The organism is Klebsiella sp. KTE92 (assembly GCF_000398905.1).
In the GTDB taxonomy this organism is placed as follows: domain Bacteria; phylum Pseudomonadota; class Gammaproteobacteria; order Enterobacterales; family Enterobacteriaceae; genus Klebsiella; species Klebsiella variicola.
Genome location: NZ_KB976100.1, coordinates 4932812 through 4951897 on the forward strand (window position 1 = coordinate 4932812; position 19086 = coordinate 4951897).

General features: G+C 57.7%; 18 protein-coding genes. 4 read left to right on the plus strand and 14 right to left on the minus strand.

The window, feature by feature from the left end:
- Nucleotides 1–100 precede the first annotated feature (100 nt).
- Nucleotides 101–1138, minus strand: a complete 1038-nt coding sequence (locus tag A1WC_RS02405; protein ID WP_012540394.1) for an oxidoreductase — start codon at nucleotides 1136–1138, stop codon at nucleotides 101–103.
- 264 nt (nucleotides 1139–1402) lie between these two features.
- Here A1WC_RS02405 and A1WC_RS02400 point away from each other — a divergent pair, with 264 nt between their 5' ends.
- Complete coding sequence (locus A1WC_RS02400; protein WP_008806981.1) at nucleotides 1403–2056, plus strand: bactofilin family protein; 654 nt, start codon at nucleotides 1403–1405, stop codon at nucleotides 2054–2056.
- A 226-nt stretch (nucleotides 2057–2282) separates the two neighbouring features.
- Complete coding sequence (gene yhhY, locus A1WC_RS02395) at nucleotides 2283–2771, plus strand: N-acetyltransferase (protein ID WP_004181470.1); 489 nt, start codon at nucleotides 2283–2285, stop codon at nucleotides 2769–2771.
- A 207-nt stretch (nucleotides 2772–2978) separates the two neighbouring features.
- On the opposite strand, the gene ggt is transcribed toward yhhY, so the two are convergent.
- The gene (ggt, locus tag A1WC_RS02390; protein ID WP_016161911.1) at nucleotides 2979–4724 is read right to left on the minus strand and encodes a gamma-glutamyltransferase; all 1746 of its coding nucleotides are present in this window, start codon (nucleotides 4722–4724) and stop codon (nucleotides 2979–2981) included.
- A gap of 123 nt (nucleotides 4725–4847) precedes the next feature.
- Here ggt and A1WC_RS02385 point away from each other — a divergent pair, with 123 nt between their 5' ends.
- The gene (locus A1WC_RS02385; protein WP_008806979.1) at nucleotides 4848–5168 is read left to right on the plus strand and encodes a DUF2756 family protein; all 321 of its coding nucleotides are present in this window, start codon (nucleotides 4848–4850) and stop codon (nucleotides 5166–5168) included.
- Nucleotides 5169–5191: 23 nt separating this feature from the next.
- Here the strand turns inward: A1WC_RS02385 and ugpQ are convergent, their stop codons facing one another.
- From ugpQ to livK, 10 genes are all read right to left on the minus strand, one after another.
- Nucleotides 5192–5932, minus strand: coding sequence for a glycerophosphodiester phosphodiesterase (gene ugpQ, locus A1WC_RS02380; protein WP_016161912.1), 741 nt, complete (start codon nucleotides 5930–5932; stop codon nucleotides 5192–5194).
- A complete protein-coding gene (locus A1WC_RS02375) occupies nucleotides 5929–6999 on the minus strand; it encodes a sn-glycerol-3-phosphate import ATP-binding protein UgpC (protein ID WP_016161913.1) in 1071 nt (356 codons plus the stop codon). The genes ugpQ and A1WC_RS02375 overlap by 4 nt, the downstream gene beginning before the upstream one ends.
- Nucleotide 7000: 1 nt before the next feature.
- A complete protein-coding gene (gene ugpE / locus A1WC_RS02370) occupies nucleotides 7001–7846 on the minus strand; it encodes a sn-glycerol-3-phosphate ABC transporter permease UgpE (RefSeq protein WP_008806976.1) in 846 nt (281 codons plus the stop codon).
- On the minus strand, nucleotides 7843–8730 hold the full coding sequence (ugpA, locus tag A1WC_RS02365) for a sn-glycerol-3-phosphate ABC transporter permease UgpA (protein WP_012967120.1): 888 nt from the start codon (nucleotides 8728–8730) through the stop codon (nucleotides 7843–7845). The genes ugpE and ugpA overlap by 4 nt, the downstream gene beginning before the upstream one ends.
- 106 nt (nucleotides 8731–8836) lie before the next feature.
- Nucleotides 8837–10153, minus strand: a complete 1317-nt coding sequence (ugpB, locus tag A1WC_RS02360) for a sn-glycerol-3-phosphate ABC transporter substrate-binding protein UgpB (RefSeq protein ID WP_008806974.1) — start codon at nucleotides 10151–10153, stop codon at nucleotides 8837–8839.
- 271 nt (nucleotides 10154–10424) lie between these two features.
- Nucleotides 10425–11138, minus strand: coding sequence for a high-affinity branched-chain amino acid ABC transporter ATP-binding protein LivF (livF, locus tag A1WC_RS02355; RefSeq protein WP_004145133.1), 714 nt, complete (start codon nucleotides 11136–11138; stop codon nucleotides 10425–10427).
- Nucleotide 11139: 1 nt separating this feature from the next.
- Entirely contained in the window at nucleotides 11140–11907 is a 768-nt protein-coding gene (livG, locus tag A1WC_RS02350; RefSeq protein WP_008806972.1) for a high-affinity branched-chain amino acid ABC transporter ATP-binding protein LivG, read from the minus strand.
- A complete protein-coding gene (livM, locus tag A1WC_RS02345) occupies nucleotides 11904–13181 on the minus strand; it encodes a branched chain amino acid ABC transporter permease LivM (protein WP_008806971.1) in 1278 nt (425 codons plus the stop codon). The genes livG and livM overlap by 4 nt, the downstream gene beginning before the upstream one ends.
- Nucleotides 13178–14104: a high-affinity branched-chain amino acid ABC transporter permease LivH gene (livH, locus tag A1WC_RS02340; protein ID WP_012540389.1), complete on the minus strand. Its 927-nt coding sequence runs from the start codon at nucleotides 14102–14104 to the stop codon at nucleotides 13178–13180. The genes livM and livH overlap by 4 nt, the downstream gene beginning before the upstream one ends.
- Before the next feature lie 61 nt (nucleotides 14105–14165).
- Complete coding sequence (livK, locus tag A1WC_RS02335; RefSeq protein WP_002920808.1) at nucleotides 14166–15275, minus strand: high-affinity branched-chain amino acid ABC transporter substrate-binding protein LivK; 1110 nt, start codon at nucleotides 15273–15275, stop codon at nucleotides 14166–14168.
- 423 nt (nucleotides 15276–15698) lie between these two features.
- Here livK and panM point away from each other — a divergent pair, with 423 nt between their 5' ends.
- On the plus strand, nucleotides 15699–16082 hold the full coding sequence (panM, locus tag A1WC_RS02330; RefSeq protein WP_016161914.1) for an aspartate 1-decarboxylase autocleavage activator PanM: 384 nt from the start codon (nucleotides 15699–15701) through the stop codon (nucleotides 16080–16082).
- A gap of 392 nt (nucleotides 16083–16474) precedes the next feature.
- Here panM and livJ read toward each other — a convergent pair whose 3' ends face one another.
- Nucleotides 16475–17578 carry a branched chain amino acid ABC transporter substrate-binding protein LivJ gene (livJ, locus tag A1WC_RS02325; protein WP_002920812.1) on the minus strand — a complete coding sequence of 368 codons (1104 nt, stop codon included), beginning with the start codon at nucleotides 17576–17578 and terminating at the stop codon, nucleotides 16475–16477.
- A gap of 257 nt (nucleotides 17579–17835) precedes the next feature.
- On the minus strand, nucleotides 17836–19080 hold the full coding sequence (locus A1WC_RS02320; RefSeq protein WP_008806968.1) for an aromatic amino acid transport family protein: 1245 nt from the start codon (nucleotides 19078–19080) through the stop codon (nucleotides 17836–17838).
- Between the last annotated feature and the right edge of the window lie 6 nt (nucleotides 19081–19086).

Genomic DNA, 19086 nt, shown 5'->3' on the forward strand with positions numbered 1-19086 from the left:
GATGGAGTCAGTGTGGACCCATTTCGCCGTCGATCATAGAGGGTGAAAATTGACTCCTCTGTTCAAAAAATATGAACAAGCGTCGAGGAGCCCGTTTTGCTTATTTTGCCAGGGTGATGGTGGCCGGAGAAGGCTGTTCAAAGCCGCGCTCCAGGATCTCCATATTGGTGAGAACGTCAGATTCCTTGACGTAATTCGGCTGGCCGTTGACGAGAGTTTCATACAGCGCGTCGTACACCCGACCGTAGTCGCCGGTCTCCAGCGGCACCGCTTCACGCACCGTCTCCCCCGCCTCGTTGACGTACACCAGCTCGCCGACGCTGTCGTCCGCGCCAAAACCCGGCTCGCCCGGCATGATATTGGCCTTCAGGCTGGTCTCCTGCTGGTCAATGCCGTATTTCACAAACGAACCTTTATGGCCGTGAACGATGAATTTCGGGTAGTCGATCTGCACCAGGTGGCTGGTTTTGACGATGGCCTTCAGATCGCCGTAGAACAGTTGGGCCTCAAAGGTGTCATCCGGGTTGGCTTTATTGCGCAGCGAGCGCAGATCGTAAGAGACATGGTCCGGACGGCCGAACAGCGAAATGATCTGATCCAGGGTATGTACGCCAAGGCCATAGAACTCGCCGTTTTGCGGGCCGCCGGGGTTGGTCTCCGCCACCGGGCGGTAGTTATCAAAATGACTTTCGATCTCCACCAGTTCGCCGAGTTTCCCGCTCTCAATCACCTTTTTGGTGGTCAGGAAACAGGAGTCGAAACGGCGATTCTGGTAGGGCGTCACCGTGAGACCTTTGCTGTTTGCCAGGGAAAACAGGGTTGTGGCCTCCTCAAGCGTCGGGGTGAACGGCTTTTCCACCAGCACGTTTTTCCCCGCCTCCAGCGCCTTTTTCGCATATTCGAAATGACTGTCGGCGTGGGTGCAGACCACCACCAGATTGACCTGTGGGTCGTTTAACACGTCATCAAGATCGCTGGTGAAATGGATATGGGAATACTGCGGCGCCTGCTCCTCGGGCTTCGCCCGGCGGCGGTAGATATGCGCCACATGCCAACGGTCTTTGCGGTGCAAAACGTAAGGAAGATGGTAGCGGGTGGTACTTTTGCCGAAGCCAATAAATGCGCAGTGCAGAGTCATAACGCTGTCCTTAGTTGATGAGCTACCTTCAACCATAGCGCAAGCCGGGCCATCACTTCATCCTCTCTGTCCGCTTTCCTGGAAGATTCGCCAGCAAAATAGTTCAAGCATCACTTATACGAAAATATTAATAACCAATTGATTAACCAGGAATTAATTCGCCATTTTCCAGCTAAAAAACTTGATCCTAACGGCGAAACTACGGATAAGTGGAGGGCAAACCAGGACGTTGCTGATGACTAACGGAGTAGCCAGCCGCTGCTAATGGACAAACAGTATTTCGCCATAAACGGCACCCTTTTTTTCTGGCTTCTTGGACTGATCGCCTGGTCTGTCGATGCCATCGCGCTGGCGCGCCTGGCGGCCGCCTGCGCGCTTGTCGCTTTCCTCCTCCATAGCCAACGGAACAAGATTAACGCGATGTTTATTAAGAAAAATAAAACGGAACCTCAAGCGTCAGAAGCAGCCACACTTCCGGCAATAAACCCAGAACCCGAAGCGGTCGCCAGCAAAAAACACGAGACCACGATCATCGCCAGCGGGGTACATTTCGTCGGCAATATCGTCGCCAGCGGCCATGTCTATATTCACGGCCAGTTGACCGGCAACATTGAGGCCAAAGAGCATCTGATTAAGGTAATGCGTGAAGGCCAGGTGGAGGGCAACATCAGCTGCCGGGAGCTGATTATTGACGGCAAGGTGCAGGGCCAGTGTCATGGCGATAGCATCACCATCGAGGAGCACGGCCATCTGGATGGTACCCTCGCCTATCGCGCGCTGGCGATCAAGAAAGGCGGGGTTTTTAGCGGTCGCGCTGAAATGCTGGCCGCAGCGGAGAACAAAAGTCATATTCTCGGTCTGGTAGCAGACACGCCATCTAAAGCCGACGCGGAGCCCGCCAGGCCGCAGAGCGCCTGAAATAGCGGCAAAAAAAAGCCAGCACCCGGCTGGCTAAAGTAATACTGGAAGCAATGTGAGCAATGTCGTGCTTTCAGGCTTTCCGCAAGGGTCTCCCTGAATGCAGGACAATAATAATCATTCTCATTCGCACTTGTCTACTTTTTTTTGCAAATAATGCGTGTTGACTCGAACGCCGTAGTCAGTGATGTTTAAAGGGACTTTTCACCTGAATGAGGAACAAGGAATGAGTGACATCGTGATACGCCATGCTGAACCGAAAGATATTGACGCGATTCGTCAAATTCACGCCCAGCCGGAGGTGTATCACAACACGCTACAGGTCCCTCATCCATCCGAACATATGTGGCGGGAGCGGCTAACCGATACGCCCGGCGTGAAGCAGCTGGTGGCCTGTATCGATGAGCAAGTCGTCGGCCATTTAAGCATTGCCGTCGTCCAACGTCCCCGCCGTAGCCACGTCGCCGATTTTGGTGTCAGCGTGGATTCGCGCTGGCACAACCGCGGCGTCGCCAGCGCGCTGATGCGTACCATGATTGATATGTGCGACAACTGGCTGCGGGTTGAACGTATTGAGCTGACGGTGTTCGCCGATAATGCCCCGGCGATTGCGGTGTATAAGAAGTACGGCTTTGAGATCGAAGGCACCGGCAGGCGTTACGCGCTGCGCAACGGTGAGTATGTGGATGCGTATTATATGGCGAGAATGAAGTAGCGTGTTGCCGGGTGGCGGCGACTGGCCGCCCTCTGTGCGCTCCCTGCGCCATGAGAGTCATAACGCAGAAGAAATATCGGGAGCGCAATGTGCTCTGAATTAACACAAAGCACATATTTTTCCCGGACCAAAAAGTTGAAAACCGATAACAGTATCTACGTTCGCACAGTTGTAGGCCCGGTAAGCGCAGCGCCACCGGGCAACACATCAATACCCCGCCGTTAAATCATCCGGCGAACGCGGATCGGAGGCGCCATACAGCATACCATCCGGTCCCACCATAATGCTCTGGGTACTGCCCATCGCCTCTTTCAGCGCCACTTTCTGCCCCTTCGCCTCGAGTAGCTTCAGGGTATCCGGGCTAAAGCCTTTCTCCACCCGCAGCTCATCCGGCAGCCATTGATGGTGGAAGCGCGGCGCGTTGGTGGCTTCCGCGACGTTCATCCCGAAATCGATGGTATTGACCACCATCTGCAGCACGGTGGTGATGATCCGGCTGCCGCCCGGGCTGCCGGTCACCAGCCAGGTTTTGCCGTCTTTCACCACAATGGTCGGCGACATCGACGACAGCGGGCGTTTTTTCGGCTCCACCGCATTGGCGTCGCCGCCCACCAGACCATAAACGTTAGGCACGCCGGGCTTCGCCGAGAAGTCATCCATCTGGTTATTCAGCAGAATGCCGGAGTCCCCCGCCACAATGCCGGTACCGAAGGTGGTATTCAGCGTATAGGTCACCGCCACCGCATTACCCTCTTTATCGACCACCGAGAAGTGGGTGGTCTGGTTACTTTCATACGGCGCCAGCTTGCCCGGGCGGATCTGACTGGAAGGTTTGGCCTTGTTGACATCAATCTCGGCGGCAATTGCTTTGGCGTAAGCTTTGCTGGTCAGCGCCTGCCACGGCACTTTGACGAAGTCAGGGTCGCCGAGATATTCAGAACGGTCGGCATAGGCGTGTTTCTCCGCCTCCGCCATCACCTGCATAGCATCGGCACTGCCAAAGCCATATTTCTGCATATCGAAGTTTTCGAGGATATTGAGGATCTGCACGATGTGGATCCCGCCGGAAGACGGCGGCGGCATGGAATAAACCTCATACCCGCGATATTCGCCGCTAACCGGCGTACGCTCCACGGCCTTATAGCTGGCAAGATCGGCTTTGGTGATTAGCCCGCCGTGCTTTTTCATCTCGTCAGCGATCTGGTCGGCGATGGCCCCTTTATAGAAGGCCTCCGGGCCGTGCTCGGCAATCAGCTCCAGGCTCTTACCGAGATTCTTTTGCACCAGCCGGTCGCCCTTTTTCAGCGGCTCGCCGTTCTTCCAGAAGATCGCTTTACTGTTTTCATGCTGCGGGATCACTTCGCTGCCATAGGTCTTCAGATCGTCCGCCAGCGCATCGTTAACGATAAAGCCCTCTTCTGCCAGCTTAATCGCCGGGCGGATCACTTTGTTCAGCGGCATGGTGCCGTATTTTTCCAGGGCGAGAGAGAAACCGGCGACGCTGCCTGGCGTGCCGGAGGCCAGATGCGAAGTCAGTGATTTTTTACTGTCCGGGTTGCCCTGGTCGTCAAGGAACATGTCGCGGGTGGCCTGTTCCGGCGCCATTTCGCGGAAATCGATCGCCGTGGTCTTGCCGTCTTTAGTCCGCAGCAGCATAAAACCGCCGCCGCCGATATTCCCGGCCTGCGGATGCGTGACCGCCAGCGCGTAGCCAACCGCCACCGCCGCATCGACAGCGTTGCCGCCCTGGCGCAGAATATCCACGCCGACGCGGGTCGCCAGCGCGTCCACCGACGCCACCATCCCCTGCCGGGCGCGTACCGGGTGGAACACATCTTCCTCTACGCCATAAGAGACCGGCGGCGGCGGTGGCGGATTGGCGGCGACGGTGAAACTACCGCCCGCCAGCAACGCAGCGATGACCACCTGGCGCCATATTGTTGTTTTTATCATTGTCTTACTCCTGAAAGGTAGGTTTCATTCCCCGCTTAAGCCTGGTTGATAACTCCTAAAAAATCATTGTTATGGCGCATTCGAGGTACACTTAAGTGATCCCACGCACGGGAGGAGAAAACCATGAAAGCGATTCTGTTTCTGGCGGCGCTGATGCCGCTTGGCGTATTAGCCCAGCCGATCAATATTAATAACAACCCTAACCAGCCGGGTTACGTGGTGCCCAGCCAGCAGCGCATGCAAAATGAGATGAAGGTGCAGCAACAGCAGCAGCAGAGCATGCTGAAGCAGGATCTGAACAATCAGACCCGCTCGCAGCAGCAGCATTTGCAAAACCAGTTGCAGACGAATCAGCAGCGCGCGGCCCAGGGCGGTAATCTCAATCCGCCGCAGCAGGTGCTACCGAACAACAACGGTGGAATGCTGCGGCAGACCAACCCGTAAAGGTCAGCCGCCGCAAATCCGTCTTAAGGGTGGAAATTCGGCCCGATGACGTCAATGGCATCGGTGCAGATGCAATCTACACCCCAGCGCAGCAGCTCGGCGGCGCGCTGGGGTTTATTGACCGTGTACACCAGAATATGCAGGCCGGCCTGTTTCAGGCTCGCCACCCGCGCCGCATCCAACAGCTTGTGATTGAGGTGAATCGACACGCAGCCCAGCCGGGTGGTCAATTCGCGCCAGTCATCGCGCCACTCATCCAGCAGCAGCCCGCGCGGCAGCTCGGGCGCGGCTTCCTGCGCCGCCTCCAGAGCATCGATTTCAAAAGAGGAGAGCAGCGGCGCGGCCATGCCTTGCCACAGATCGCGCGCAGCCAGGGCCACCACGTTGCCGGTCTGCGGCCCCAGCCCGGTGGTCGGCTTAATTTCGATATTCGCCATCATACCGTGACGGCGGCAGCGCTCCGCCACCTGAGAGAGCAACGGCAGCGGCTCGCCCTTAAATTCACGGCTGAACCAGCTGCCGGCATCGACCTTCAGCAGATCGTCCCACGCCAGCTCGCCCGCCACGCCCCAGCCGTTGCTGGTGCGTTCGAGATTATCGTCATGCAGCAGAAAGATCTGCCCGTCCTTCGACAGCTTGGCGTCAAATTCAATCATCGTGTGCCCGTAGCGGGCGCCGACGTCGATAGCCGCCAGGGTGTTCTCCGGCGCCAGTTTACCGCCGCCGCGATGGGCGACGATGTGGGGATAAGGCCAGTTACTCATGCGCGTTGTCCTGTTTCACCATTAAAGAGGTGCAGATGTTCCAAAGGCAGATGCAGCCATAGCGTGCTGCCGCCCGCCGGGCGCTGCTGATGCGGCAGTCTGACCACCAGCTTCTGCTCGCCCCAGCGCCCGTGGGCGAGGTTATCGGCACCTAAAATTTCCAGGGTATCCATCAGCAGCGGAATGCCGCCTTGCGCCTGCGAGCTTAAAATAAAGTGCTCCGGGCGGATACCGAGCGTCATTTTACGCCCGGCGTAGCGCCGATGCTCGTGATTCATCGGCAACGCCATGCCACCGGCCAGCTCGAAGCGACCGCCGTCATCGCTGATGCGCCCTTCCAGCAGGTTCATGGCCGGGCTGCCGATAAAGCTTGCCACAAAGCGGCTGGCGGGCTTCTCATACACTTCCACCGGGGTGCCGATCTGCTCGGCAACGCCTTTATTCATCACCATCACCCGCTGGGCCAGGGTCATCGCTTCGACCTGATCGTGGGTGACGTACAGCGAAGTCGTTTTCAGGCGGCGATGCAGCTGCTGCAGTTCCAGACGCATCTGCACGCGCAGCTTGGCGTCGAGATTTGACAACGGTTCGTCGAACAGGAATACCGCCGGGTCACGCACGATAGCGCGGCCCATCGCCACGCGCTGGCGCTGACCGCCGGAGAGCTCCCGCGGGCGACGCTTGAGCAGACCATCCAGCTCCAGAATACGCGCCGCCTCCTGCACCCGCTCGGCAATCAATCCCTTACCCATGCCGCGGATCTTCAGCCCCCACGCCATGTTCTCTTCCACGCTCATATGCGGATAAAGCGCATAGTTCTGGAACACCATCGCGATGCCGCGATCTTTCGGTTCCATCTCAGTCACCCGTTTGCGATCGATCCAGATATCGCCGCTGGTCACCCGCTCCAGTCCGGCAACCATCCGTAGCAGCGTTGATTTCCCGCAGCCCGACGGGCCGACCATGACGATAAATTCCCCGTCCGCCACGTCCAGCGTCAGCGGTTGAATCACCTGGGTTTTGCCATCCCAGCTTTTGCTTACTGCCTGTAGTTTTAAACCAGCCATTTTATTTCTCACTATCGACCAGGCCACGCACAAAGGCGCGCTGCATGGCTAAAACGATGACGACCGGCGGGATCAGGGTCAGCAGCATCGCCGCCATCACCTGATTCCACTGGGTAGTACCTTCGCCGGTGGCGATCATGCCTTTAATACCGGCGACGGCGGTGCCAAGATTCACATCCTGAATAATCAGCAGCGGCCACAGATATTGGTTCCAGCCGTAGATAAAGGTGATGACGAACAGCGCCGCGAGATTGGTTTTCGACAGCGGCAGCACGATGTCGCGAAAGAAGCGCATCGGCGAAGCGCCATCGATACGCGCCGCTTCAATCAGCTCGTCCGGCAGGGTCATAAAGAACTGGCGGAACAGGAAGGTGGCGGTGGCCGAAGCCATCAACGGCAGCGTTAACCCGGCGTAGCTGTCGAGCATGTTGAGGTTAGCGATGACCTCCACCGTCGGGAAAATCCGCACCTCAACGGGCAGCATCAGGGTGATAAAGATCATCCAGAAGAACAGGTTACGCAGCGGAAAGCGGAACCAGACGATGGCGAACGCCGAAAGCATCGACACCACGATTTTGCCGACCGTAATGGCGAACGCCATGATGAAACTGTTGAGCATCATCAGCCAGAACGGCGCGCTGTTGACGCCGACGCCGTTCACCCAGATGGTCTTCATGTTCTCCAGCAGATGGCCGCCGGGGATCAGGGTCATCGGCGTTTCAAACACCGATTGGTTATCCAGCGTCGCCGCCACGAAGGCGACGTACAGCGGGAATAAAATGACGGCAATACCCAGAATGAGCATGGTGTGGCTGAAAATCGTCAGCCCGCGACGGTTCTCAATCATTGGTAACGCACCTTACTTTCAACGTAACGGAACTGCACCACCGTCAGGATAATAACGAGGAACATCAGCACCACCGACTGCGCGGCGGAAGCGGAAAGATCGAGTCCGGCAAAACCTTCGCGATATATTTTGTAGATTAGGGTGGTGGTGGCCTGCACCGGGCCGCCGGCGGTGGCGGCATCGATCACCGGGAAGGTGTCGAAGAAGGCGTAAACCAGGTTGACCACCAGCAGGAAGAAGCTCACCGGCGCAATCAATGGCAGCGCCAGCTTAAAGAAGCGACGAATGGGCCCGGCGCCGTCAATGGCGGCGGCCTCAACCAGCGAACGCGGGATCGACTGCAGCGCGGCGAAGAAGAACAGGAAGTTGTAGCTTATCTGCTTCCATACCGAGGCGAAGACCACCAGGAACATCGCCTGGCCGCTGTTTTGCGCGTGGTTCCAGTCGTAGCCCAGCTCGCCGAGGAAATGGGTGATCAGCCCGCGCCCGGGGTTAAAAAGGAAGATCCACAGCACCGCCGCGACGGCGGGAGCCACGGCGTACGGCAGCAGCATCAGCGTTTGATAAAAGCGGCTGCCGCGCACCACATAGTCGACCAGCGCGGCAAAAAACAGCGAAACGAGCAGGCCGCTAACAGTCACCAGGGTGCTGAATTTTATAGTGGTCCAGAACGAGTCCAGATAGTACGGGTCGTGGAACAGCGCAACGAAGTTATCCAGGCCGACAAACTGGCTGGAGAGACCAAACGGATCGACGCTCTGCAGCGAGTACCACAGCGCTTCGCCCGCGGGCCAGATAAAGAAAATCAGCGTGATAATCAGCTGCGGCGCGACCAGCACATAGGGCAGCCAGCGTGAGCGGAATACCGGACGGGATGATGACATTGAGATTGGGTTCCTGAACAATGCCGGGAGGCGGCTACGCCTTACCCGGCCTACATAGGGCACATCGTAGGCCCGGTAAGCGCAGCGCCACCGGGCAAGTTACAGATTACGATTTGGTCGCTTGCTCGAAGCGACGCAGCAACTGATTCCCACGCTGAACAGCGGAATCCAGCGCCTGTTGCGGGGTTTTCTTGCCGGTCCACACGCTCTCCAGCTCTTCATCGACGATGGTGCGGATTTGCGGCATGTTGCCCAGACGCAGGCCTTTGGTGAACGGCAACGGCGGCTTGTTCAGCATCTGGCGGGTGGCGATATCGGCGCCCGGGTTCTTATCATAGAAGCCCTGCTGGCGCGTCAGATCGTAGGCCGCAGTGGTGATCGGCAGATAGCCGGTTTTCTGGTGCCATTCGGCGGCGATTTCCGGTTTGGTCAGGAAGTCGAGGAACTTCGCCACGCCGGTGTAAGTCTCTTTGTCTTTACCCTGCATCACCCACAGGCTGGCCCCGCCGATGATGGCGTTCTGCGGCGCGCCTTTCACGTCGGCATCGTATGGCATCATGCCGACGCCGTAGTTGAATTTGGCATACTGACGAATATCGGCCAGCGAGCCGGATGACGCGGTAGTGATCGCGCAGTCGCCGTTATAGAACTTCTCGGTGGACTCGTCTTTACGCCCGAAGTAGCTGAAATCGCCCTTCTTGTTCATCTCTTCGAGCAGGGCGATATGCTTCACCTGCTCCGGCTTATTGAACTCCAGTACCGCATCGGTACCGTCGAAGCCGTTATTTTTCGTGGCCACCGGCAGACCATGCCAGGCGCTGAAGTTTTCAATCTGGATCCAGCCCTGCCAGCCGCTGGCGTACCCGCACTTCATCCCGGCGGCTTTCAGCTTCGCGGTATAGGCCGCCAGATCCTGCCAGGTCTTCGGCGGCTGCTCCGGATCTAAGCCGGCTTTTTTGAAGGCGTCTTTGTTGTAGTACAGCACCGGCGTAGAGCTGTTAAATGGCTGGGAGAGCAGATGGCCGGTTTTCGAATCGGTGTAATACCCGGATACCGTCGGCACGAACTGCGATTCATCAAACTTGATGCCCGCCTCGCTAAACACCTGGTACACCGGCTTAATGGCTTTTGACGCCATCATGGTGGCGGTGCCGACTTCATACACCTGCAGGATCGCCGGGGCGTTGCCGGTACGGAAAGCGGCGATACCAGCACTCAGGCTCTGTTCATAGTTGCCTTTGTATACCGGAACGATTTTGTAATCAGGATTGGCCGCGTTAAAGCGTTGCGCCAGAGAATCCACTTCTTTACCCAGCTCGCCTTCCATTGAGTGCCAGAATGGGATGGTGGTAACCGCCAGGGCCTGACCGGCAAAAGCCAGGCTCAGCGCCAGTCCTAAAGCTGTATGTCGTAACGATATCATCGGTTATCTCTCTTGTTGTGCCGGATGCGCGATTTCACGCGTTTTATGCTCGCGGGGTAACATGACATGTTCGAATTACAGAAAAATAACTTTTTTATTACAAAAAAAAGATAGTAACGGGTCAGAGAGATGACAAGCCGATGAAAGGACGGGGGAAGTAAAGTGGGAGCTGAGACACGGATAATAGTTGCGCGATCGGCTCCCGGGGTCGGCGCAAGCGCCTCGCCCGGGCTACAAACCGGCGAAATGAATGACGCCGGGTTACGATGTATTAACCGCCGAGATAGGCGCTGCGCACCGCCTCGTTGGCCAACAGCGCGTCGCCGGTATCCTCCAGCACCACGTGACCGTTTTCCAGTACGTAGCCGCGATCGGCCAGCTTGAGCGCCTGGTTGGCGTTCTGCTCGACGAGGAAGATAGTCATCCCCTGCTCGCGCAGCTGCTCGATGGTGTCGAAAATCTGCTGAATGATAATCGGCGCCAGCCCCAGCGACGGTTCATCCAGCAGCAGCAGGCGCGGTTGGCTCATCAGGGCGCGACCGATCGCCAGCATCTGCTGCTCGCCGCCGGACATGGTGCCGGCGCGCTGAATACGGCGTTCATGCAGACGCGGGAACAGCTCATACACCCATTTGATGCGGGTCTGGAACTGATCGCGGTCGGCAAAAAAACCGCCCATCGCCAGGTTCTCTTCCACCGTCATACGCGAAAAGACGCGCCGCCCTTCCGGAACGATCGCCACCGCCTCGCGCATGATCTTCGCGGTTTGCCAGTCGGTAATATCCTTACCGTCAAAGACAATGCGCCCGCTGGAGGCGCGCGGGTCGCCGCACAGCGTGCCGAGCAGGGTGGTTTTCCCCGCGCCGTTGGCGCCGATAAGCGTGACGATCTCGCCCTGTTTGATATGCAGGCTGACGTTGTGCAGCGCCTGAATCTTGCCGTAGTGGGCGCTGACGTTGTCAAAAGTTAACATCGCGTTTTCCATCTTATGCCTCACCAAGGTATGCGCGGATCACGTCCGGGTTATTACGAATCTCTTCCGGCGTCCCGTTGGCCAGCGGCGTCCCCTGGTTTACGACGTAGATACGATCGGAAATGCCCATCACCAGCTTCATATCGTGTTCGATAAGCAGGATGGTGGTGTTGTGATGGTTACGCAGCTCGGCGATAAGCTCGTCCAGCTCTTTGGTCTCTTTCGGGTTCAGCCCCGCCGCCGGTTCATCGAGCATAAGAATTTCCGGCTGGGTCACCATGCAGCGGGCAATCTCCAGCCGGCGTTGGTCGCCGTAAGCCAGGTTGCTGGCCTGACGGTTGGCGTGCTCCAGCAAGCCGATACGCTCCAGCCAGGTGGCGGCCCGGTCCAGCGCTTCGCTCTGCGCCCGACGGAAGGCCGGCGTTTTCAGCAGGCCGGAGAAGAGCCCGGTTTTCAGCTGCTGATGTTGCGCCACCAGCAGGTTTTCAATCACCGTCATTTCGCGGAACAGGCGCACGTGCTGGAAGGTCCGCACCACGCCCATCCGCGCAATCTGCTGGCCCGGCAGCCCTTCCAGGTGCTGGTCGCGCAGCATAATGGTGCCGCCAGTGGGCTTGTAGAAACCGGTCAGGCAGTTAAAGACGGTAGTCTTCCCGGCGCCGTTAGGGCCGATCAGCGAGACAATCTCGCGCTCTCTGAGCTCCAGCGACACATTGTTGACGGCCAGCAGGCCGCCGAAACGCATCATCAGGCCGCTGACGGATAATAATGGCTGACTCATGCCTGCTCTCCTTTCGCCTGACCGTTTTTCAGCTTCAACTGCACGCGCGTCATTGGCAGAAGCCCCTGCGGACGCCAGATCATCATCAGCACCATCAGGCCGCCGAGCATTAACATGCTGTATTCGTTGAAGTCACGCATCAGCTCGCGCGAGACCACCAGCAGAATAGCCGCGAGGATCACCGCGAACTGCGAGCCCATCCCGCCCAGCACCACGATCGCCAGTACGAAGGCCGACTCAGCGAAGGTGAAGGACTCCGGGCTGACAAAGCCCTGGCGCGCAGCGAACAGCGTCCCGGCGAAGCCAGCAAACGCGGCGCTGATGGTAAAGGCGGTCAGCTTGATGCGCGTCGGGCTCAGGCCCAGCGAACGACAGGCGATCTCATCTTCACGCAGCGCTTCCCACGCCCGCCCCAGCGGCATTCGCAGCAGGCGGTTGATGACGAACAGGCTGAGCACGACCAGCAGCAGCGCCACCAGGTAGAGGAAAATCACCCGATCGGAGGGATCGTATTTGACGCCGAAGAAATTGCTGAAGGTATCCCAGCCGCCTTCGCGGGCGGTACGGCTAAATTCAAGGCCGAAGAAAGTCGGTTTCGGGATCTGGCTGATGCCGTTCGGCCCGCCGGTGATCTCGGTATTGTTGAGCAGCAGAATACGCACAATTTCACCGAAGCCTAAGGTCACAATCGCCAGATAGTCGCCGCGCAGACGCAGCACCGGGAAGCCCAGCAGGAAGCCGGCCGCCGCGGAGACCAGGCCAGCCAGCGGCAGACAGGTCCAGAAGCCGAGACCGTAATAGTGGTTCAGCAGCGCGAAGGTATACGCGCCGATGGCGTAGAACCCGCCGTAGCCCAGCACCAGCAGGCCGGAAAGGCCGACCACCACGTTCAGCCCGAGGCCGAGGATGATATAGATCATCGTCAGGGTGGCGATATCCACCGTGCCGCGCGACACCATAAACGGCCAGGCCACGGCGATCACCAGCAGGGCTATCAGGAACAGCTTCTGCTTCACCGTTGAGCCGTCAATCGCCGGCATAATAAACTTCGGCCCGGAGACGTTCTTAACCGCTTTCTGGAACAGCGGCCGCAGCAGCTGGAAGAAAAAGACCACCGCGGTGCCGATAAAGATCCACTGCCAGCGAATATCGGCGGCGGTATCGACTACCAGCTTGGTGCCGTCCAGCTCCAGCTGCACGCCCATAAAGACGCCCGCCAGAATGAAGAACATCACGGCAGACAGCAGCGCCATTGCAATTTGCATCGGTTTCATACTTTTTCCACCTCCGGGCGGCCCAGAATGCCGGTCGGCATCACTAACAGCACCAGAATCAGCAGCGCGAAGGAAACGACGTCCTTATATTCGGTGCTGAGATAGGCAGAAGAGAGCGCCTCGGCAATACCCAGGATCAGGCCGCCGATCATTGCGCCAGGAATACTGCCGATACCGCCGAGCACGGCGGCGGTGAAGGCCTTCATCCCGGCCATAAAGCCGATGTAGGGGTTAATCACGCCGTAGAACTGACCGAGCAGCACGCCCGCCACCGCCGCCATCGCTGCGCCGATGACAAAAGTCAGGGCGATGACGCGGTCGGTGTTAATCCCGAGCAGGCTCGCCATTTTCAGGTCTTCGGCACAGGCGCGGCAGGCGCGGCCCATCCGCGAGTAGCGAATAAACAGCGTCAGGGCCAGCATGGCGATAAAGGTCACCACCCAGATCACCAGTTGCATGGTGGTGATCGTCGCGGAGAAGCTGTCGCTGTGGCCGACGATCCACTGGCCGTTAAACAGGCTTGGCAGCGCCACGTCGCGCGACCCCTGAGTCAGGCTGACGTAGTTCTGCAGGAAGATAGACATCCCGATAGCGGAGATCAGCGCAATCAGGCGCTTGGAGTTACGCACCGGCCGATAGGCAACGCGCTCGATACTCCAGCCGTAGGCGCTGGCAATCACAATGGCGCCCACGAATCCGGCGGCGACCAGCAGCCAGCTGGTGTCGATGCCCATCATCATCAGCGCGGCGATGATCATGAAGGAGACATAGCTACCAATCATGTAGACCTCGCCGTGGGCGAAGTTGATCATGCCGATAATGCCATACACCATCGTGTAGCCGATGGCGATCAGCGCGTAGGTACTGCCCAGCGTGACGCCGTTAAACATCTGCTGCAGAAAATAGAGAAACTGCTCGGACATAAGGTAACCTTTTTCAAACCGCCCGCGGTTCGCGGGCGGAGGGATAACTCGTCTTCAGCGCTTATTTCGCCGCGCTCGAAGAGCCGTCGGCGTGCCACTGGAAGACACCAAACTCAAATCCCTTCAGATCGCCTTTTTCATCCCAGGTCAGCGGCCCAATCACGGTTTTCGCCCCGTGCGCTTTCAAATCTTTGATTAAATCCAGCGGCTGCTGGCTGCCGGTTCTGTCCATCGCCTGCGCCAGCGACTGAACGGCGGCATAGGTGATCCAGACGTACGGCCCGCTCGGATCTTTCTTCTCCGCTTTCAGCGCGTTGACGATGGCGCTGTTGGCAGGGTCCTGATCGTAGCGTTTTGGCATCGTCACCAGCATGCCTTCCGCCGCGGCGCCCGCAATATTGGACAGCGAAGCGTTACCGACCCCTTCCGGCCCCATAAACACGGTTTTCAACCCGACGGAGCGCGCCTGGCGCAGCATCTGGCCCATTTCCGGGTAGTAGCCACCGTAGTAGACGAAGTCGATGTTCTCTTTCTTCAGGCGCGCCAGCAGGGCGGAGAAATCTTTTTCCCCCGCGGTGATGCCGTCGAAGAAGACGATATTGGCCCCGGCTTTCTTCAGGTTGTCCTGCACCGAACGCGCCAGCCCTTCGCCGTACTGCTGCTTGTCATGAATGATGGCGATACGCTGCGGTTTCACTTTCTCGACGATATATTTCGCCGCGGTCGGCCCCTGCGAGGAGTCGAGGCCGGCGGTACGCATGATGTACTGGTAGCCGCGCTGGGTCAGCTCCGGATTGGTCGCCCCGGGGGAAATCATCAGGATGCCTTCATCCTCATAGATGTCGGAAGCCGGCTGGGTGGAAGAGGAGCAGAGGTGGCCGATAACGTACTGAATGCCGTCGTTGACGATTTTGTTGGCCACCGCGACCGCTTGCTTCGGATCGCAGGCGTCGTCATATTCGACGGCCACCAGCTTGTCACCCTTAATACCGCCGCTGGCGTTGATGTCTTTAATCGCCTGACGCGCGCCATTGAACTCCATGTCGCCCCACTGGGCCACCGGACCCGACATCGCGCCGACCACGGCGACCTTAATATCCTTGGCCATCGCCGCGTGCGACATCGCTAATGCGACAATGCCCGCGACGATGGTTTTCGCGTTCCTTTTCATGCTGCAGAACCCCGTTCGTGATGTGGTGTAAATGTTTTGTATTTTTATGGTTAAAAAGCATTCTGTGCTTTTATTAAACAACGCCATTTTTACCATTGAGTTTAATGGTTTAGCGCAGCTTTTCACTAAAAAACAGATTAAAATCTCTATTTTTCAGTCGATTAAGCAAAGATAATATTCTGTATTTTGGTGAAGATAAACAAAAAAAAGTCCATCCTGCAGCATAAAATAACGATACATAAGGCGGAATAAAACGCTGCACATTAGGTTAAAATTCTGCTTATTTTTCGATCCATGACGGATTACGCTACCCTGACTACATCCGGAAAACGAATCCCCTGATGTATGCGCAAAAAACAGCGCTCCGCCAGACAGCAATTTTGGGTACACTGGCGCCTCTGTTTTGCACTGGATTTGCCGCCCATGAAACTGACCATTATCCGTTTACAGCACTTCAGCGATCAGGATCGCATCGACCTGGGGAAAATCTGGCCGTCGCAGGATCTGTCGACCCTAACCCTGGACGAGAATCATCGTCTCTACGCCGCCCGCTTTAACGAACGCCTGCTGGGCGCCGTGCGCGTCACCCTGCGCGGCGTCGAAGCCGAGCTCAGCGATCTGTGCGTGCGTGAAGTGACCCGCCGCCGCGGCGTCGGGCAATACTTAGTGGAAGAGACGTTGCGTGATAACCCGGCCATCAATAGCTGGCGCGTCGCCGACCAAGGGGTGGGGGACCGCGGCGTGATGGCCGCATTTATGCAGGCGCTCGGCTTTAGCGCCCAGCAGACCGGTTGGGAAAAGCATTAAGCCATAGCCCCAATATGCGGAGCATGACCAAGGAAGAACCCGGCGGCGCTTCGCTTAGCCGGGCTACCTGGAAATTGTAGCCCCGGTAAGCGCAGCACGACCGGGGTCTGACAACACATCTGTGGCGTGAAAGGCCCCACTCATTTAACCCAGCATTTCGCGTTGCAAAAAGGCGTCAAGACCCGAAATCCCCGGGAGCTTACTCAGTCAGTGACCGGGGTTGAAGGCCGCAGACAACGCATTTGCAGCGTGAAAGGCGCCCCCCATTTAACCCAGCATTTCGCGTTGCAAAAAGGCGTCAAGACCCGAAATCCCCGGGAGCTTACATCAGTAAGTGACCGTGGTTGAGGGCCGCAGACAACGCATTTGCAGCGTGAAAGGCGCCGGTTAAATTATTTGGCGTCGGTCGCCGTACCGTTAGCATGCCAGGTAAAGACCCCGAACTCGAACCCTTTCAGGTCGCCTTTCTGATCCCACGACAGCGGGCCCATCACGGTGTCTACCGTCGCGCCTTTCAGGTATTTAGCGATTTCCGCCGGATCGTCAGACTGATTCAGGCCCGCCTGCAGCGACTGCAGCGCCGCGTAGGTGGTCCACACGAAGGCGCCGCTCGGATCCTGTTTCTTCGCCTTGATCGCATCCACGATCGGTTTGTTCGCCGGCACCTGGTCGTAGTTCTTCGGCTTGGTCACCAGCAGGCCTTCCGCCGACTCGCCGGCGATGTTAGACAGGGAGACGTTCGCTACGCCTTCCGGGCCCATAAACTGGGTTTTCAGACCGGCAGCACGGGCCTGACGCAGGATCTGGCCCATTTCCGGGTGGTAGCCACCGTAGTAAACGAAATCGATATTCTCTTTCTTCAGGCGCGCCACCAGGGTGGAGAAATCTTTCTCACCGGCGGTGATGCCGTCGAAGAAGACCACGTTCGCCCCGCCTTTTTTCAGGCCATCCTGCACCGCACGGGCCAAACCTTCACCGTACTGCTGTTTATCATGTACCACAGCGATACGCTGCGGCTTCACTTTGTCGAGAATGTATTTCGCTGCGGTGGGTCCCTGATCGGAGTCCAGGCCGGTGGTGCGCAGGATCAGCTTATAGCCGCGCGCGGTCAGCTCCGGGGCAGTCGCTGCCGGCGTGATCATCAGAATGCCTTCGTCTTCATAGATGTCAGACGCCGGCTGAGTGGAAGAGGAGCACAGATGGCCAATAACGTACTTGATGCCGTCGTTGACCACTTTGTTGGCGACCGCTACCGCCTGTTTCGGGTCGCAAGCGTCATCATATTTGACGATCTGCAGCTTATTGCCCTTGATGCCGCCCTTAGCGTTGATATCCGCTACCGCCTGCTCGGCACCGGTAAACTCCTGGTCGCCGTACTGAGCCACCGGGCCGGACATCGCCCCGACGACCGCGATTTTGATGTCTTCCGCCAGCGCCGCGCTGCTCATAACTAAGGCAATACATCCTGCCAGTAACGCTTTACCCTTCATATTCATCCTGAGGTTCCCCATTATTATGGTTTTTGCATTTGTTGTGATGTTGTTTGTTAGCGCATTATTTTGTTTATATCGATAGGAAAAGCATATGATAGCTAATCCACCGGGGGCTGCTCGCGCTTTTGCAGCACACTATGCTAAACATACCGTCATTCTGAGGAATTTGAAACGACTAAATTGCGGGCTATGTAACAGATAAGTGACAAATAAAAAAACCGCGCCAGCATGAACCGGACGCGGTGCAAAACAGGCCCTGATTACCAGCCAGCGGGCAGGTAGCCTACCGCGGACGCTATCGCGTAGACGGCGCTGCAAAGATACAACAACACAATGAAGCATTGGATAAGCGGATGGGTCATCCAGGCCGGACAGGTCCAGCCTGGGGTCAGGTCGCCACGCTGGCGGGCGCCCTTCAGCATCAGGATCGGCATAATCGATAAAATGACGCCGCTGAACACTCCGGCAAAATAGAGCGCGTTGACGAAAGAAACCATGCCGCTATAGGCCAGCACGAACGGCGGGATCGCCACCACCAACAGCACCATCAGGCGCCGGGCGGGCTGTTCGTCATTCCCCAGGCGGAACTGATCGAAGATATTGGTCAGAAAGCTGCCGCCCAGCCCCCAGTAAGAGGTCAGCATGGCGCACAGCGCAAACAGGTTGGCCGAGAAGAACGCCCATTCGCCAAGCGCCCGGCCCCAGGAGATGGTGGCCACATCCGAGATATTGTCCAGGCCATTAAGCGAGATAACCGATAGCGGCACCAGCGCCAGCAGGGCAAAGGTCAAAGCCATACCGACCATAATGGCCCTGGGCAATTTTTCCGGTTTGTCGGCGAAGCCCCGCGCCATCTCCGGCACGATATACTGTGCCGAGAAGCAGAATGCCACGACATTGAAGACCGGAACCATATACAGCCAGTTGCCGTCGAGCAGATAGCCCACGCGGGTGGTCTCTTTCAACAGCGTGGCAATCACCAGCACCGAGATCATCACCACCATACCGATGCTGATAAATTTCTCGCCGCGGCCAATCGCCTTCAGGCCCAGGTAGAGCACCCCTGCCGCCGGGACGAAAAACAGCACGCTGCCCAGCGCCGGCGAGATGCCAAACAACGAGTGCAACAGCTTGCCGCTGCCGGTCATATACGCCGTCAATGCGCCGACGCTGTTAACGCAAACGGAGAGGAACATCATCAGCGCGCCAAAGCCGCCGACGTAGCGCTTCGATAAACCACTGAGCTGCAGATGTTTACGGGTGCGGAGCGTGGATTCCGCGACATAGAGCATAGTCACCGTCGTCAGGCTGCCCACCAGCACCAGCCAGAACAGCAGCGGTAAGAAGCCCGCTTTGCTCGACGCATAGGCGATAGAGAGGACACCCGCACCGATATTGGTACCGACAATCATCGATACCCCTTCGATGAAGCTCAGAGATTTTGTAGGGACAGCCGTACGTTCCCGGCCGGTGAGGACGGGAGAAAAGGTGGAGTTTTCAGACATAATACT